The organism is Bradyrhizobium genosp. L (assembly GCF_015624485.1).
GTDB lineage: Bacteria > Pseudomonadota > Alphaproteobacteria > Rhizobiales > Xanthobacteraceae > Bradyrhizobium.
The window spans coordinates 738,871-754,635 of record NZ_CP061378.1; the positions used below are offsets into that span (position 1 = coordinate 738,871).

Here is a 15,765-nt window from a genome sequence, read left to right on the forward strand (position 1 = left end):
ATCCTTCGAGGCTCGCGAGCGCTCGCACCTCAGGATGACGGGACGGCTATCTTGCCAACAGTTCACGAAACACCCGGAAAATATGGCTTTCTCATCTTCGTTCGGATCTGACCGCGCTCCCGGCGCCGGCGTCACTGCGGTGCTGGGTCCGACCAACACCGGCAAGACGCATCTTGCGATCGAGCGGATGCTGGCGCATTCGTCCGGCCTGATCGGGCTGCCGCTGCGGCTGCTGGCGCGCGAGGTCTACAACAAGATCGCGGACCGCGCCGGCGTCGACAACGTCGCGCTGATCACCGGCGAGGAGAAGATCAAGCCGAAGGCGCCGCGGTTCTGGGTCTCGACCGTGGAGGCGATGCCGCGCGATCTCGACGTGTCGTTCCTCGCCGTCGACGAGATCCAGATCGCGGCCGATCTCGAGCGCGGGCATGTCTTCACCGACCGCATCCTCAACCGCCGCGGCCGCGACGAGACGCTGCTGCTCGGTGCTGCGACGATGCGGCCGATCATCGAGCGGCTGCTGCCGGGCGCCTCGATCATCACGCGTCCGAGGCTGTCGCAGCTCGAATTCGCCGGCGACCGCAAGATCACGCGGCAGCCGCGACGCACCGCAATCGTCGCGTTCTCCGCCGACGAGGTCTATGCGATCGCGGAATTGATCCGCCGCCAGCATGGCGGTGCCGCCGTGGTGCTCGGCTCACTGTCGCCGCGCACGCGCAATGCGCAGGTGTCGATGTTCCAGAACGGCGACGTCGATTATCTCGTCGCCACCGACGCCGTCGGCATGGGGCTCAATCTCGACGTCGATCACGTCGCCTTCGCCTCCGACCGCAAATATGACGGCTATCAGTTCCGCCGGCTGACGCCGGCCGAATTCGCGCAGATCGCCGGCCGTGCGGGGCGTGCCACCCGCAACGGCACCTTTGGCACCACCGGGCGCTGCGCGCCGTTCGAGCCGGAACTGGTCAATGCGTTGCAGAACCACACCTTCGACAGCGTGAAGATGCTGCAATGGCGCAATGCAAAACTGGATTTCTCCTCGCTCGGCGCGTTGCAGGTGTCGCTGGCGCTGTCGCCCAATCATGAGGCACTGACGCGGGCGCCGTTCGCCGAGGACCAGCGCGTGCTCGACCATGTCGCGCGCGACGCCGAGGTGCGCGAGATGGCGCATGGCGCCAAGGCGGTGGAGCGGCTATGGGAAGCCTGCCAGGTTCCTGATTACCGAAAGCTGTCGCCGGCGGCGCATGCCGAACTCGTGACCACGCTGTACGGCTTCCTGATGCAAAAGGGGCGTATCCCTGACGCATGGTTCGGCACCCAGGTCGACCAGGCCAACCGCACCGACGGCGATATCGACACGCTGTCGGGACGGATCGCGCAGATCCGGACCTGGACCTTCGTGGCCAACCGGCCGGACTGGCTGTATGACCCGGAGCACTGGCAGGGGATCACGCGCGATCTCGAAAATAAATTATCCGATGCGCTGCATGAACGGCTCACGGAGCGTTTCGTTGACAGGCGGACCAGTGTATTGATGCGCCGCCTGCGGGAGAACTCAGTTTTGAATACGGAAATTGGCAAGACCGGCGAAGTGATCGTGGAAGGCCACGTGATCGGCCGCCTCGATGGTTTCACCTTCGCGCCCGATGCGGCCGAGGCCGGCAGCGATGCCAAGGCGCTGCAAGCCGCGGCCCAGCAGGTGCTGGCGCGCGAGATCGATGCGCGGGCCGAGAAGCTCGGTGCAGCGCCGGACGAGCAGTTCGTGCTGACGTCCGACGGCACCATCCGCTGGACCGGCGATGCGGTGGCCAAGCTCGTCGCCGCCGACCAGGCGCTGCATCCGCGGCTGCGCATCATCTCCGACGAGCGGCTGACCGGTGCCTCGCGCGAGGCCGTGCAGACCAGGCTCGACCTCTGGCTCAAGACGCATATCGAAAAACTGCTCGGGCCGCTGTTCGAATTGTCCAAGGCGGAGGATCTGCAGGGCATCGCCCGCGGCATCGCCTTCCAGCTCGTCGAGGCGCTCGGCGTGCTGGAGCGTTCGAAGATCTCGGCCGAGATGAAGGATCTCGACCAGCCGTCGCGCGCCACGTTGCGCAAATACGGCGTGCGGTTCGGCGCCTATCACATCTACTTCCCGCTGCTGCTGAAGCCCGCGGCGCGCTCGCTGGCCTCGCTGCTGTGGGCCGAGAAGCAAAGCAATGTCGACATGGCTGCGCTGTCGAACGTGCAGCATCTGGCGTCGAGCGGCCGCACCTCGTTTCCGGTCGACAAGGCGTTGCCGCGCGACGGCTATCGCGTGCTCGGCTATCGCCAGTGCGGCGAGCGCGCGGTGCGCGTCGACATCCTGGAGCGGCTTGCCGACCTGATCCGTCCGGCGCTGGCCTGGCGCGAGACCAATCCCGGCGAAAAGCCCGCCGGCGCATTCGATGGCCGCGGCTTTGTCGTCACCCAGGCGATGACCTCGCTCACCGGCTCCGCCGGCGAGGATTTCGCCTCGATCCTGCGCGCGCTCGGCTACCGCATGGACCGCCGCCCGCCATTGCCGCCGAAGCCGGTTGAAGCCGCGCCGGCGGAAGCGACCGAGACCGTCGCCGCCGAGACGCCGCCGGTTGAGGCGACCTCCGATGCCGCCGCTGACGCGCCGGTCGATGTTGGCGCAGAACCCTCGGCCGAAGCCACCGACACGCCCCATGCGCCGCTGGAGACTGCGGCCGAGCCCGAGGCTGCGACCGAACTGCCGGTCTCCGGGGATCCCGCGCCGACATCGGCGCTGCTGCCCGATATCGGCTTCGCCGAGGTCACGGCCAGCGAGACGACGCCCGTCGTCATCGAAACCCACCAGGATGTTGCGGCCGAGCGCGCCGCACCGGTCGACGAACCCGCCAGCGCAGCCGAGGCTGCGCCCGCGGAAGCCGCCGAGACGCCGTCAGAGCCTGCGACCGAAGCGCCTGCGGAGACCGCAAGCGCTGACCCCGCCACCGCCGAGGCTGCTCCCGCAGCGCCGGAGACGCCGGCCGAGCCGCAACTGATCGAGGTCTGGCGTCCGGGCGGGCGCGCCGACGATCAGCGCCCGCGGCAGCATGATCGAAACCGCGATCGCAACCGCGGCCGTCATCAGGGTGGCCAGCCCGCGCAGGCCGGCGCGCCTGCGGCAGAGGGCGGCGAGGGCGAGAAGCGCGAGCATCATCGCCGGCCGCGCCGCCACCAGGATTTCCGCCACAAGCCGCGCGAGGCCGCGCCCGCCGACGTTTCAGCCGCGGCGCCCGCCGATGCCGCGGCTGCGCCCGCCGATGGCGCGCCGGCCCGCGACAACAATCGTCCGGACCGCGGCGAGCGCCGCGACCGGGTCGAGGGCAAGGGCCGCGATCGCGACAATGAGCGGCGCGGCAACAAGTTCGGCGGCGACCGCAAGGGCGATCGCAATGATCGCGGCGGCCGCGATTTCAACCGCGACAAGGGCGGCCGCGACAAGCGCGACGGCGGCGGCCCGTCGCATCGTCCCTATGCTTCGAGCGCGCCGCGCGAGCGCGACCGGCCGATCGATCCGAACTCGCCGTTCGCCAAGCTTGCCGCGCTGAAAGAGCAGCTCGCCGGCAATCGCAAGGATTGATCGCAGGATTTGGACAGGCAGCGGCTCGACAAATGGCTGTGGCACGCGCGGGTGGTGAAGGCCCGCACCAGCGCTGCTGCACTCGTCGAGTCCGGTCACGTCCGCATCAACGGCGTCAGGGAGAAATCGCCGGGCCATGCGGTCAAGCTCGGCGACGTCGTCACGGTCGCGCTCGACAACAGCGTCCGCCTGCTGAAGGTGATCGGCTTTGCCGAGCGGCGCGGCGATGCCGCCTCCGCGCGCCTGCTTTGCGAGGATTTGCAAGAAGGCAAGGAATAGCTATTTAGGGCCAGCATTTCCTTGCGGCTGCGGTATTCCTGCGCTAGGCAACCCCAGAAAAATGCTGATCGTTTCCGGAGTTTTGGATGACCTACGTCGTCACTGAAGCGTGCATCAAGTGCAAATATACCGACTGCGTCGAGGTCTGCCCCGTCGACTGTTTCTACGAGGGCGAGAACATGCTGGTCATCCATCCCGACGAATGCATCGATTGCGGCGTGTGCGAACCGGAATGCCCGGCGGATGCCATCAAGCCGGACACCGAGCCGGGGCTGGAGAAGTGGCTCGAGGTCAACACCGAATACGCCAAGAGCTGGCCGAACATCACCCAGAAGAAGGACTCGCCCGAGGACGCCAAGGAGTGGGAGGGCAAAGAGGGCAAGTTCGAGAAATATTTTTCTCCGAATCCCGGCAGCGGCGACTGATTCGCTGATCGAGGCCGTGACCGGCGGATCCTTGCTCCGGATGCGCCACGTTTCGGCACGTTGGACCTTTGTTTCGCCTGACGATTTAACCCTAATGACGGACATATGACCGAAAGCGCCGGGCATATGTCCGGAATCGGGCGTAAATCATTGATTTTTGCGGAAAATGTGCTATATTGAGCACATACCAAGCCAAGAACCTGCCATGCGTATCTTGTGGCTTCGAGGTTCCCGCAAACATCGAACAGGGGCGTGGCAGTTTCCACGCGCAGGCTGTGTCACAGAAAACGCGTAAAAAGAGTGCTTCAAAGACGACGAAGAAAGCCGCTGTCGTTGCTCGCAGCGCATCGAAGGGCCGTGCCAAGGCGTCCGTGAAGGCTGCCCGGAAAGCACCGGCCGCAAAGTCCTCAAAGAACAAAAGAAGCGTGATGCCAGAAAAGACTGCCAAGACTGCCGCGAAAGCGGCAGCTGCGAAGACCCCTGCTGCCAAGGTCGCTCCGAAGCCTGTTGCACCCAAGCCGGCCGCCCCCAAGGCTGCCGTTGTGAAGCCTGCTGCCGCCAAGCCCGCCGGCGCCCCCGTTGTCGCTCCGAAGGTCGCCGCCAAGCCGGCCGCCGCCCCGCGCGTCGAGGAGCCGAAGAAGGTCGTGACCCAGCGCCAGGGCTTCAAGGCCAATGAATTCGTCGTCTATCCTGCTCATGGCGTCGGCCAGATCCTGGCGATCGAGGAGCAGGAGATCGCGGGCGCCAAGCTCGAGCTGTTCGTGATCAACTTCATGAAGGACAAGATGACGCTCCGCGTCCCGACGGCGAAGGTCGCCAATGTCGGCATGCGCAAGCTGTCGGAGCCGGCGCTGGTCAAGCGGGCGCTGGAGACGCTGAAGGGCCGCGCCCGCGTCAAGCGCACCATGTGGTCGCGCCGCGCCCAGGAATACGAAGCGAAGATCAATTCCGGCGACATCGTCGCGATCGCCGAGGTGGTCCGCGATCTCTATCGCTCGGAATCGCAGCCCGAGCAGTCCTACTCGGAACGCCAGCTCTATGAAGCGGCGCTCGACCGCCTGTCGCGCGAGATCGCGGTCGTGCAGCACTCGACCGAGACCGAAGCGATCAAGGAGATCGAGAGCCAGCTCGCCAAGAGCCCGCGCCGCGGCGCCAAGGCCGAGGGCAGTGAAGGCGAAGCCGAGGGCGATGCCGAAGGCGACGAGACCGACACCGACGGCGACGACGCCACGGTGGAAGACGAAGCCGCCTGAAAGGGTTCGACGGATTGAAAACAAAAGCCCGGTCGCAAGACCGGGCTTTTTGTTTTGTGAGGTGTCGCTGCTGGCTGCATTGCGCAAATCATCCTTGGCCCAACGCCGCGACTCATGCCTCTTGCGGCGCTGGCGCGCGGCGCCAGTCGGGGGCTCGGCATGCTTGCACAACGATCGCTGGGGCGCGGATTTGGCTGGCTGTGGGCAGCGTTTGCGGTCTCGACGTTCGGGACCACGATCGCCTTCGACGCCTTGCCGTTGATCGCGATCCTGGTGCTCCACGCAGGACCCGCCAGCGTCTCGATCCTTGCGGCGACGGGACTGGCCGTCGGCGCCGCGGTGGCGGTGCCGCTCGGCCCATGGGTCGAGTTTCGCCGCAAGCGCGGCGTGATGATCACGATGGACCTCGTCCGCTTCGCGGCGGCGATCAGCGTGCCCATGGCGTTCATGGTCGGATGGCTGAGCTTCGCCCAGCTGGTCATCGTGGCGATCGTCATGGCGGCATCGGACATCGCCTTCCGCGCCGCGAGCGGTGCCTGCCTGAAGGCGTTGGTCGCGCCGGATGATCTCGTCACCGCCAACGGGCGGCTCGAGGCCACGACCTGGACCGCCACCGCGATCGGGCCGCCGCTCGGCGGCGCGGCGATCGGACTGTTCGGTCCGGTCGTGACCGTCATCGCCAATGCACTCAGCTTCCTGCTGTCGGCGGCGGCGATCGGTGCGATCGGCGGCACCGAGCCGCTGCCGGTTCGGCAGGATACGCAGGGCTTTCGCGTTGCCGAGCTTGCCGCGGGCTGGCGCACCATCCTCGCGCATCCGGTGCTACGGCCGTTGTTCTTCAATACCATTCTGGTCAACGGCCTGATCATGGCGACGGCGCCGCTGCTCGCGGTGCTGATGCTCGGCGAGCTCGGATTTGCGCCATGGCAGTACGGCCTCGCCTTCGGCGCGCCGTGCATCGGCGGCCTGATCGGCGCCCGGCTGGCCGCTCCGCTGGTCGCGCGGTTCGGGCAGCGCAATGTTCTGCTCGTCGCGGGTGCGCTTCGTGCCTGCTGGTCGCTCGGCCTTGCCTTCATCCCCGCAGGCGCTGCCGGGATCGTGGTCGTCATGATCCTGCAGCTCGGCATCGTCACGAGCGTCGGCGTGTTCCAACCGGTGTTCGCAGCCTATCGCCTTGGACAGATCGAGATGGACCGCACGGCGCGGACCCTGTCGGCCTGGTCGATCACCTCTAGCGCGACCATTGCCGCGCTGACCGCATTGTGGGGAGTGCTCGCCGGCCTTGCCGGCGCACGCCCGGCGATCGCGCTCGCCGGTCTGCTGATGCTGGCGACGCCGCTGTTGCTGCCATGGCGCGCACTGGCGATCCCTCGCGGCCTCAGTCCGACCGCTGCTTGATGCCCAGCCGCCCGTTTGCAGCTCAACCCTCTCCGCTCGAAAGCGATCGCGATCGTGTCTCGGGCGCAAGCAGCGCCGCGATGAGGCTCACCGCGGCAAGGCCCGCGAGCCAGGCCGGCGCGGGCCAATAGCTGCCGCCGGCCCATTTCACCAAGGCGGTCGCGATCAATGGCGTGAGGCCGCCGCCGATCGCAGCGGAGAGCTGATAGCCGAGCGACGCACCGGTGTAGCGGACGCTGGTCTTGAACAGCTCCGGCCCGAACGAGCCCATGATTCCGAACAGCACGCCGTTGGCCATTCCACCGACCGCCATGCCGAGCAGGATCAGCGACGTGACTTTCGTGTTCACGAGCCAGAACAGCGGAAAAGCGAACATGATCGTGAAGATCGCCGATGCAACGAATACCGGGCGGCGCCCGATACGATCCGAATACGCGCAGATCGGGACGATGATCAGGAGTTCGGCGAGCGCAAATGCAAGCACGCCATTGAGCATCAGTTCGCGGGGCAGGCCGAGATTTGTCGAGCCGTACGCGACCATGAAAGTCACGTAGACGTAGAAGCCACCGCTGGTGACGAGGAACAGCCCGGCAGCCAGCAACACCTCGCGCCATTGCGTCCGCAAGGTCTCGACCAGAGGCAATGTCACGATCGTGTTGTTGCGCCTGGCCTGTGAGAACGCCTTGCTCTCGGGCATCGAGAAGCGGGCCAGCGCACCGACGATCACGAGCAGAAGGCTCGCAAGAAACGGCAGCCGCCAGCCCCACGCAGCGAATTGCTCGGCGGTCGTCGTCGCGCTGATGGCGGCAAACACCAGCGTTGCGATCACCAATCCTGCCGGTGATCCCAATTGCGGCAGGCTGCCGAGCAGTCCGCGCCGCGACTGCGCTTCGCTTTCGGTCACGATCAGTACGGCGCCGCCCCATTCACCGCCGAGGCCGATGCCCTGGATCACGCGGAGCAGCACGAGAAGGATCGGCGCAAGCACGCCGATCGCATTGTAGTTCGGCAGGCATCCGACCAGCAGTGTCGCGCCGCCCATCAGCAGGAATGTCGTGATCAAGGTCGACTTGCGGCCGATGCGATCGCCCATGTGTCCGAAGATGATCGCGCCGATCGGGCGCGCCAGGAATCCGACGGCAAAGGTCGCGAAGGAAAGCAGCGTGCCGGCGACCGGATCGATGTTTGGAAAGAACTGCGAGTTGAAGATCAGGGCCGCGGCGAGGCCATAGACCTGGAAGTCATACCACTCGATGGTCGTGCCGACCGTCGCCGCAAAGGCCGTGCGAGGGAGTGAGTCTGTGGCCTGATCGGCCGGAGTTGCTACCGCCGTGTCCGAAATCTGCGTCATGAATCAGCTCCTTACGCGCAACGCTGGCTGTCGAATGATCTGCTTGCCTTAGTACCGATATTAGATTATCGATAATCGAAGATCACGTAACGTCACTGGATTGTCAAGGATGACGCTCGCGGACGGCCTCGCCGGCATTTCGACCACCAAGCTCTCGACCCCCGAGCTGATCGCCGACCAACTGCGCCGCGCCATCCTGCTCGGCGCGATTGCCGGCGGTGCACAGCTCAAGCAGAACGACGTCGCGGCGCGGTTCGGTGTCAGCGTCGCGCCGGTGCGCGAGGCGCTGCAGCGGCTGGTCGCGGATGGGTTGGCGGTGCTGCATCCCAATCGCGGGGTGACGGTGTCCCGGATATCCGAGCCGGATTTCCTGGAAATCGCTGAACTTCGCGGGCTGCTCGAGCCGCACGCGCTTCGTCTCTCAGCGCCGCGGCTGACGGAGGTGGACCTCGATTATTCCGAGTCCGTTCTGGCCAAGGCTGCGGCGGCCGCAGACCCGCTCGACCGCGCCGCGCTGCACTGGGAGTTTCATCGCAGCCTTTACCAGCGGGCCGAGAGGCCAAGGCTGCTCGCGCAGATCGCCGGTCTGTACCAGGGCATCAATCGCTATTTGCTGCCGGCCTGGGCGCAGTCCGGCCTCAGCGCGGGCTGGGTCGATAGCCATCTTTTGATCGTGGCCGCGATCCGCAACGGCGATACCGAGGCGGCGGCGCGCCTCATCGTCGATCAGACCGATGCATCGACAAGGCGCGTGCAGGCCCATTTGCACCGCGACACCGCAAAGAGAGAACAGCAGCGATGATCCACTTCGCGCAATTCAAGGTGATCACGTTCGACTGCTATGGAACGCTGATCGATTGGGACTCGTCGATCTCGCAACTGGTCCAGCCCTGGCTCAGCGCGATGGGCTCACCGGTGCCGCCGGATCTCGTCGTCAGCACCTTTGCGCTGATGCAGGCGAGACATCAGCAGACCCGGCCGACCCTGCTGTATCCGGAGGTGCTGAGGCGCTCCTGGCGCGATATCGAGGAGCAGTTCGGGTGGGAGGCCAACCCCGAGCGTGCCGACGCATTTGCGCAGTCCGTGCCGCATTGGCGTCCTTTCGCGGATACTGTCGATAGCCTGCGTTATCTCAGCCGGCATTACCGGCTCGCGATCCTGTCGAATGTCGATAATGCATCGCTGCAGGGCACGCTCAAGCTGCTCGAGGTGCCCTTCCTGTTCACCGTCACCGCAGAGGACGTCAGTTCCTACAAGCCGGGACAGCCACACTTCGATGCGGCATTCCGCGAGGTCGCGCGGCACGGCATGGTCGGCAGCGATATCCTGCACGTCGCCCAAAGCAAGCATCACGACATCGCGCCCGGCAACAGCCTTGGCCTGACGACCGTGTGGGTCAATCGTCGTCACGGCAAAAAGGGCACCGGCGCGACGCTGGCGGCGACGGCTGAGCCCACGCTGACGATCAATTCCCTGGCAGAACTGGTCGATCTGCACCGGGCGGCGCAAGCAGGTTCAGCGCCGCTCGCCTCGGCACGGTAGCTTTGGCGACAGCGTGCGAACCATCGACGACGGCGGCTGCTACTTCACCCGCTGCTTCTCCAGCTTCCGCGCCAGCGTCCTGCGGTGCATGCCGAGCCGTCGTGCGGCTTCGGAGATGTTGAAATCGGTCTCGATCAGGGTCTGGTGGATACGTTCCCATTCCAGCGTCTTGATCGAGGTTGGGCGGGCACCGAGCTCGATGGCGGCATTGCCGGCGGCTTTCTGGAATGCGGCCTCGATGTCGTCGGTGTTCGATGGTTTTGCCAGATAGTGGCAGGCGCCGAGCTTGATCGCCTCGACCGCGGTCGCGATGCTGGCGAAACCCGTCAGCACGACGATCAGCATCTCTGGATCATGCGCGTGCAACGCTTCGACGCAGGCCAGCCCCGAGGCGCCGCCGGCGAGCTTGAGGTCGACCACGGCATAGCCGGGCGAGTGCTGCTCGACGAGATGGCGGACCTCGTCGAGCGAGGCCGCGATGGCGACGCCATAGCCGCGGCGCTCGAACGAGCGCTTCAGGGTGCGGGCAAAGCCGGCATCGTCCTCGACGATCAGGAGCTGGCGTTCATCCGTCAAGATCGTCTCCGATCGCGAGCGTCGACAGCGGCAGTTCGAGCCGGACGGCGGCGCCGATGTCCGGCCGGTTGCGCGCCGTCACCACGCCGCCGAGCTTGCGCACGACATTGACCACCAGGAACAAGCCAAGCCCGCTGCCGGCGCGGCCCTTGGTCGACTGATAGGGTTTTCCGACATGCGGCAGCACTTCGCGCGAAAAGCCGGGGCCACGGTCGATCACCGACAGCACCAGCCGGTCGTAGTCGCGCTCGGCCGTCAGCTCGATCCATTCGCGCGAGACCTCGGCGGCATTGTCGAGCACGTTGAAGATCGCCTGCTTCAGCGCGATGTCGGAGACGATGGGCAGGTCGGCGCCGAACGCGTTGCGGAAATACAGCGTGGCCGAGGGGCGCGTGGTTCGCCACTCCTCCACCAGCGCGGACAGAAACGCCGCGACCGTGGTCGGCGCCGAGCCCTCGCCGCGGGCTTCGCCGGCCGACAGCAAAATCCCCGTGACGATCGACTTGCAGCGCTGCAGCGAGGTTTCCATCTCGCCCAGGTCCTGCGCCAGTTCGGGATCGGCGGCGAGCTGAGGCATTCGCCGCCAGTCGCCGAGGATCACCGAGAGCGAGGCGAGCGGCGTGCCGAGCTCGTGCGCGGCGCCGGAGGCGAGCAGGCCCATCCGGACGATGTGATCCTGTTCGGCGGCATGCTGGCGCAGTGCGGCGAGCCGCGCGTCGCGGTCGCGCAAATTGTGGTTGATCCGGGTCACGAACACCACGAGCAGCACGGCGTCGAGCACCAGGCCGATGAGGGTGCCGGCGATGTAGCGGCTGAACGCATCGCCGAAGCCCTGATGCGGCGACCCCAGCGGCTCGTAATAGCCGGTCAGCCAAGCGTAGCTCATGCAGACCAGCGCCACCAGCGACCAGGTCGAGGGGGCGTCGAGCAGGACCGCGCCGAGCGTCACCTGCAGCAGATAGAGCGAGGTGAACGGATTGGTGGCGCCGCCCGAGAGATAGAGCAGGGTGGTCAGCGCCGCGACGTCGAGCGTCAGCGCGATCAGGAGCTCGCGGTTGTTGACGTCGGCGCGGTAGCGCACCCAGAGCAGGCTGACGAGATTGAGCGCCACCAGCGCGCCGATCACACCGGCCATCGGCAACAGCGGCAGTGCGATGCCCATCCAGAACTGGACGAAGGCGATGGTGACGATCTGGCCGATCACCGCGGTCCAGCGCAGCTGGACCAGGAGCGCCATGTTCTTGCGGTTGGTGGCGACGTCGGGCGGCGACAGCGCCGCGAGATCGAATGGCATGCCGGCGGACGCGCTCGCGCCGGCCGGCATCACGGCCGGCCCGGTCGCGGCATTCTCCTCATGCGGATCCGATGTGCGCTCGAGCATCTGGGCCTGTGTCGCGAGACAGATTGCGGGCTGCGCCGATCAGGCGGCGCACGGCGGCGCGCCGTGAGCCCCACTTTGGATCGGAGGCGCCGGCGCGGCCCCTGCCGCGCAAATTGCGCAGCAGCGCACCCGCCAGCATAAAGGCCAGCGTGAACCATGTCAGCGCGTAAATCAGGTGGTTGTTGGGAAACCGGACAATCGTGAGCCCGCCGAGGGGATAGCCGTCCGGGTTTGGCGTCGCATCGGCGTCGATGAAGTAGGGCGCGACCAGCGACAATCCGTGCGTCGCGGCGATCGCAGCGACGTCGCGCGAATACCATCGGCCCGCCGCGGGATCGTTGTTGCGCAGAAAGCCGCCCCTCGGCTCCGACATCCTGAGCAGGCCGGTGACAGTCACCGGGCCCTTTGGCTCGCCGTCATGCCGGGTCGCGGGGGCGCGCTTGTCCGGTGGAACGAAGCCACGGTTGACCAGCACCGTGGTTCCGTCGGCGGTGCGGAGCGGGGTCATGACCCAGAAGCCGGGACCCTCCGTCGTCACCGCCTGCACCAGCGTCTCGTCGGTGTTCAGGAAGCTGCCGCTGATCGTGACGTGCCTGTATTCGTCGCCGGCGGCGTTGATTGCCGGCCAGGACGACGAGGGCGGCAGCGGCACGGGAGCCGCATGGACGCGCTGCTCGACCCGCTCGATCAGCTCGAGCTTCCAGGTCCTGCGTTCGATCTGCCAGACCCCGAGCGCGGTGAGCAGCACCACGCCGAGCATGCCGAGCGTGAGCAGCGGGACCGATGGTCTGGCAGCCCGCATCGTCACGGCATCTGGCTCATGTCGTGGACCGGCATCATGTTGGTGTTGAGGTGGTGCATGACCCAGAGCGAGCCGGTCAGCCCGATCAGCACCATGATCACGGTGAAGATCAGCGCCATCATGATCCAGCCGTTCTCGGAGCGGGTGTTCATGTGCAGGAAATAGACCATGTGCACCACGATCTGCACCGCGGCCAGCGCCAGCACGATCACGGCGGTGACCTGCTTGTCGGCGATCGCGCCGGTCATCACCAGCCAGAACGGAATCGCGGTGAGGACCACCGAGAGGCCGAAACCGATCAGATAGGTCTTCAGCGAGCCGTGGGCCGCCGCGTCATGGACGTGGTGGCCGCCGTGACCGCCGGCGTTGGCTTCGAGGGCGTGAGCTTCCGTGTTCATCGCAGCATTCCCAGCAGGTAGACGAAGGTGAAGACGCCGATCCAGACGACGTCGAGGAAGTGCCAGAACATCGACAGGCACATCAGGCGGCGCCGATTGGCCTCGATCAGGCCGAAGCGCGCCGTTTGCGCCATCAGCGTCACCAGCCAGACCAGGCCGAAGGTGACGTGCAGGCCGTGGGTACCGACCAGCGTGAAGAACGACGACAGGAAGGCGCTGCGCTGCGGCGTCGCGCCTTCATGGATCATGTGCGCGAATTCGGTGAGCTCGATGCCGAGGAAGGCGAGGCCGAACAGGCCGGTGATGGCGAGCCAGGCCTGGGTGGCGCCGATCTTCGACTTCTCCATGGTCAGCATGGCGAAGCCATAGGTGATCGAGGAGAGCAGCAGCATCGTGGTGTTGAGCGCGACCAGCTTGAGGTCGAACAGGTCCTTCGGCGCGGGTCCGGCGGCGTAGTTGCCGCCGAGCACGCCGAAGGTCGCGAACAGCATCGCGAAGATCAGGCAGTCGCTCATCAGGTAGATCCAGAAGCCCAGCATGGTGCTGGCGCCTTCCGGATGCGCGTGCTCGTCGATGACGTGGAAGACCGGTTCGGCGCTTTGCGTGGGGGCGGTGGCGACGGTCATGACTTGGCTCATCACTTGGCTCCCGCGGCGATAAGGCGCGTGCGCGCGGCTTCGACGTGGTCCACATCTTGGGCGGGGATGTCGAAGTCGCGGTGATAGTTGAAGGTGTGGCCGATCGCGACCGCGAGCAAAGCGACGAAGCAGACCGCGGCGAGCCACCAGATGTACCAGATCAGGCCGAATCCCATCACGGTCGCGAGCCCGGCGAGGATGACGCCGGTGCCGGTGCTGGAGGGCATATGGATCGGCTTGAAACCGGTCAGCGGACGCTTGTAGCCGCGGCGCTTCATGTCCCACCAGGCGTCGTTGTCGTAGACCACGGGCGTGAAGGCGAAATTGTAGGCCGGCGGCGGCGACGAGGTCGCCCATTCCAGCGTCCGCGCGTTCCAGGGATCGCCGGTCGTGTCCTTCAGCTGCTCACGACGCAGGATGCTGACCGCGAACTGCACCAGCATCGAGATGATGCCGAGGAAGATCAGCAGCGCACCGAAGGCGGCGATCACGAACCAGATCTGCAACGACGGATCGTCGAATACGCGCAGCCGCCTTGTGACGCCCATCAGGCCGAGCACGTAGAGCGGCATGAAGGCGAAATAGAAGCCCGAGACCCAGAACCAGAACGACAGCTTGCCCCAGAACGGATCGAGCCTGAAGCCGAACGCCTTCGGGAACCAGTAGTTGATGCCGGCGAACAGGCCGAACAGCACGCCGCCGATGATCACGTTGTGGAAATGCGCGACCAGGAACAGGCTGTTATGCAGCACGAAGTCGGCCGGCGGCACCGCCAGCAGCACGCCGGTCATGCCGCCGAGCACGAAGGTGAGCATGAAGGCGATCGTCCACATCATCGGCAGCTCGAAACGGATGCGGCCGCGATACATCGTGAGCAGCCAGTTGAACATCTTCGCGCCCGTCGGGATCGAGATGATCATCGTGGTGATGCCGAAGAACGAATTGACGCTGGCGCCGGAGCCCATCGTGAAGAAATGATGCAGCCAGACGAGATAAGAGAGGATGGTGATGACGACGGTGGCGTAGACCATCGAGGTGTAGCCGAACAGGCGCTTGCCGGAGAACGTCGCGGTCACCTCGGAGAAGATGCCGAAGGCCGGGAGGATCAGGATGTAGACCTCGGGATGGCCCCAGATCCAGATCAGGTTCACGTACATCATCGGGTTGCCGCCGAAGTCGTTCGTGAAGAAGTTGGTGCCGACGTAACGGTCGAGCGCCAGCAGCGCCAGCACCGCCGTCAGCACCGGGAAGGAGGCGACGATCAGGACGTTGGTGCAGAGCGCGGTCCAGGTGAACACCGGCATCTTCATCATCGTCATGCCCGGCGCGCGCAGCTTGACGATGGTGCAGATCAAATTGATCCCCGAGAGCGTGGTGCCGACACCCGCGACCTGCAGGCCCCATATGTAATAGTCGACGCCGACGTCGGGACTGTAGCCGATGTTCGACAGCGGCGGGTAGGCGAGCCAGCCGGTGCGGGCGAATTCGCCGACGAACAGCGACATCATCACCAGCACGGCGCCGCCGACCGTCATCCAGAAGCTGAAATTGTTGAGGAACGGGAAGGAGACGTCACGGGCGCCGATCTGCAACGGCATCACGAAGTTCATCAGGCCGGTGACCAGCGGCATCGCCACGAAGAAGATCATGATCACGCCGTGGGCGGTGAAGACCTGGTCGTAGTGATGTGCGGGGAGGTAGCCGTCGGCGCCGTTGAAGGCGATCGCCTGCTGCAGGCGCATCATCAGCGCGTCGGCGAAGCCGCGCAGCAGCATCACGATGCCGAGCACCATGTACATGATGCCGATCCGCTTGTGGTCGACCGAGGTGAACCACTCGCGCCACAGATAGCCCCAGAGCCGGAAGTAGGTGACGATCGCGAACAGCGCGAGGCCGCCGGTTGCGACCACCGCGAAGGTACCGACCAGGATCGGCTCGTGCAGCGGCAGCGCGTCGAGGTTGAGGCGGCCGAAGACCATCTTGATGAGATCGGGATTCATGCGGCGGTCCTCAGGATAGCGGAATTGGTTTGCTCAGCTTGCTCGGTGTCATCACCCGCGAATGCGGGTGATTTAGTATTCCGGAGACGGCAGTACTTGAGCCGATAAG

At 65.8% G+C, this 15,765-nt stretch carries 14 protein-coding genes; 7 read left to right on the forward strand and 7 right to left on the reverse strand.

The window, feature by feature from the left end; genetic code table 11:
• Nucleotides 1-82: 82 nt before the first annotated feature.
• The 5 genes from IC762_RS03400 (at nucleotide 83) to IC762_RS03420 (ending at nucleotide 6,968) form a co-directional block, all read left to right on the forward strand.
• Nucleotides 83-3,613, forward strand: a complete 3,531-nt coding sequence (locus IC762_RS03400; protein ID WP_195787250.1) for a helicase-related protein — start codon at nucleotides 83-85, stop codon at nucleotides 3,611-3,613.
• Between the two features lie 9 nt (nucleotides 3,614-3,622).
• A complete protein-coding gene (locus IC762_RS03405; protein WP_195787251.1) occupies nucleotides 3,623-3,892 on the forward strand; it encodes an RNA-binding S4 domain-containing protein in 270 nt (89 codons plus the stop codon).
• An 86-nt stretch (nucleotides 3,893-3,978) separates the two neighbouring features.
• Nucleotides 3,979-4,317, forward strand: coding sequence for a ferredoxin FdxA (gene fdxA / locus IC762_RS03410; protein ID WP_092120017.1), 339 nt, complete (start codon nucleotides 3,979-3,981; stop codon nucleotides 4,315-4,317).
• A gap of 428 nt (nucleotides 4,318-4,745) precedes the next feature.
• Nucleotides 4,746-5,570: a CarD family transcriptional regulator gene (locus IC762_RS03415; RefSeq protein WP_195787252.1), complete on the forward strand. Its 825-nt coding sequence runs from the start codon at nucleotides 4,746-4,748 to the stop codon at nucleotides 5,568-5,570.
• A 159-nt stretch (nucleotides 5,571-5,729) separates the two neighbouring features.
• Nucleotides 5,730-6,968, forward strand: coding sequence for an MFS transporter (locus IC762_RS03420; RefSeq protein WP_195787253.1), 1,239 nt, complete (start codon nucleotides 5,730-5,732; stop codon nucleotides 6,966-6,968).
• Between the two features lie 22 nt (nucleotides 6,969-6,990).
• Here IC762_RS03420 and IC762_RS03425 read toward each other — a convergent pair whose 3' ends face one another.
• On the reverse strand, nucleotides 6,991-8,319 hold the full coding sequence (locus tag IC762_RS03425) for an MFS transporter (RefSeq protein WP_195787254.1): 1,329 nt from the start codon (nucleotides 8,317-8,319) through the stop codon (nucleotides 6,991-6,993).
• A gap of 109 nt (nucleotides 8,320-8,428) precedes the next feature.
• On the opposite strand from IC762_RS03425, the gene IC762_RS03430 reads away from it, so the two are divergent.
• Both IC762_RS03430 and IC762_RS03435 read left to right on the forward strand, forming a co-directional pair.
• Nucleotides 8,429-9,121: a GntR family transcriptional regulator gene (locus IC762_RS03430; RefSeq protein WP_195787255.1), complete on the forward strand. Its 693-nt coding sequence runs from the start codon at nucleotides 8,429-8,431 to the stop codon at nucleotides 9,119-9,121.
• Nucleotides 9,118-9,861, forward strand: coding sequence for an HAD hydrolase-like protein (locus IC762_RS03435; protein ID WP_195787256.1), 744 nt, complete (start codon nucleotides 9,118-9,120; stop codon nucleotides 9,859-9,861). Before IC762_RS03430 ends, IC762_RS03435 begins: the two co-directional genes overlap by 4 nt.
• Before the next feature lie 39 nt (nucleotides 9,862-9,900).
• Here IC762_RS03435 and IC762_RS03440 read toward each other — a convergent pair whose 3' ends face one another.
• Genes IC762_RS03440 through cyoB form a run of 6 tightly spaced genes read right to left on the reverse strand, consistent with a single transcriptional unit; the run spans nucleotide 9,901 to nucleotide 15,656 of the window.
• Entirely contained in the window at nucleotides 9,901-10,437 is a 537-nt protein-coding gene (locus IC762_RS03440) for a response regulator transcription factor (protein ID WP_195787257.1), read from the reverse strand.
• Nucleotides 10,427-11,731: an ATP-binding protein gene (locus IC762_RS03445; RefSeq protein ID WP_433995935.1), complete on the reverse strand. Its 1,305-nt coding sequence runs from the start codon at nucleotides 11,729-11,731 to the stop codon at nucleotides 10,427-10,429. Before IC762_RS03445 ends, IC762_RS03440 begins: the two co-directional genes overlap by 11 nt.
• Before the next feature lie 58 nt (nucleotides 11,732-11,789).
• Nucleotides 11,790-12,620, reverse strand: coding sequence for an SURF1 family protein (locus IC762_RS03450; RefSeq protein ID WP_195789976.1), 831 nt, complete (start codon nucleotides 12,618-12,620; stop codon nucleotides 11,790-11,792).
• Between the two features lie 2 nt (nucleotides 12,621-12,622).
• Nucleotides 12,623-13,018, reverse strand: a complete 396-nt coding sequence (gene cyoD / locus IC762_RS03455; RefSeq protein ID WP_195787259.1) for a cytochrome o ubiquinol oxidase subunit IV — start codon at nucleotides 13,016-13,018, stop codon at nucleotides 12,623-12,625.
• Nucleotides 13,015-13,644 (reverse strand): cytochrome o ubiquinol oxidase subunit III, encoded by a 630-nt coding sequence (gene cyoC, locus IC762_RS03460; RefSeq protein ID WP_195789977.1) that lies wholly within the window; start codon nucleotides 13,642-13,644, stop codon nucleotides 13,015-13,017. The genes cyoD and cyoC overlap by 4 nt, the downstream gene beginning before the upstream one ends.
• 11 nt (nucleotides 13,645-13,655) lie before the next feature.
• A complete protein-coding gene (gene cyoB / locus IC762_RS03465) occupies nucleotides 13,656-15,656 on the reverse strand; it encodes a cytochrome o ubiquinol oxidase subunit I (protein WP_195787260.1) in 2,001 nt (666 codons plus the stop codon).
• Nucleotides 15,657-15,765 lie beyond the last annotated feature (109 nt).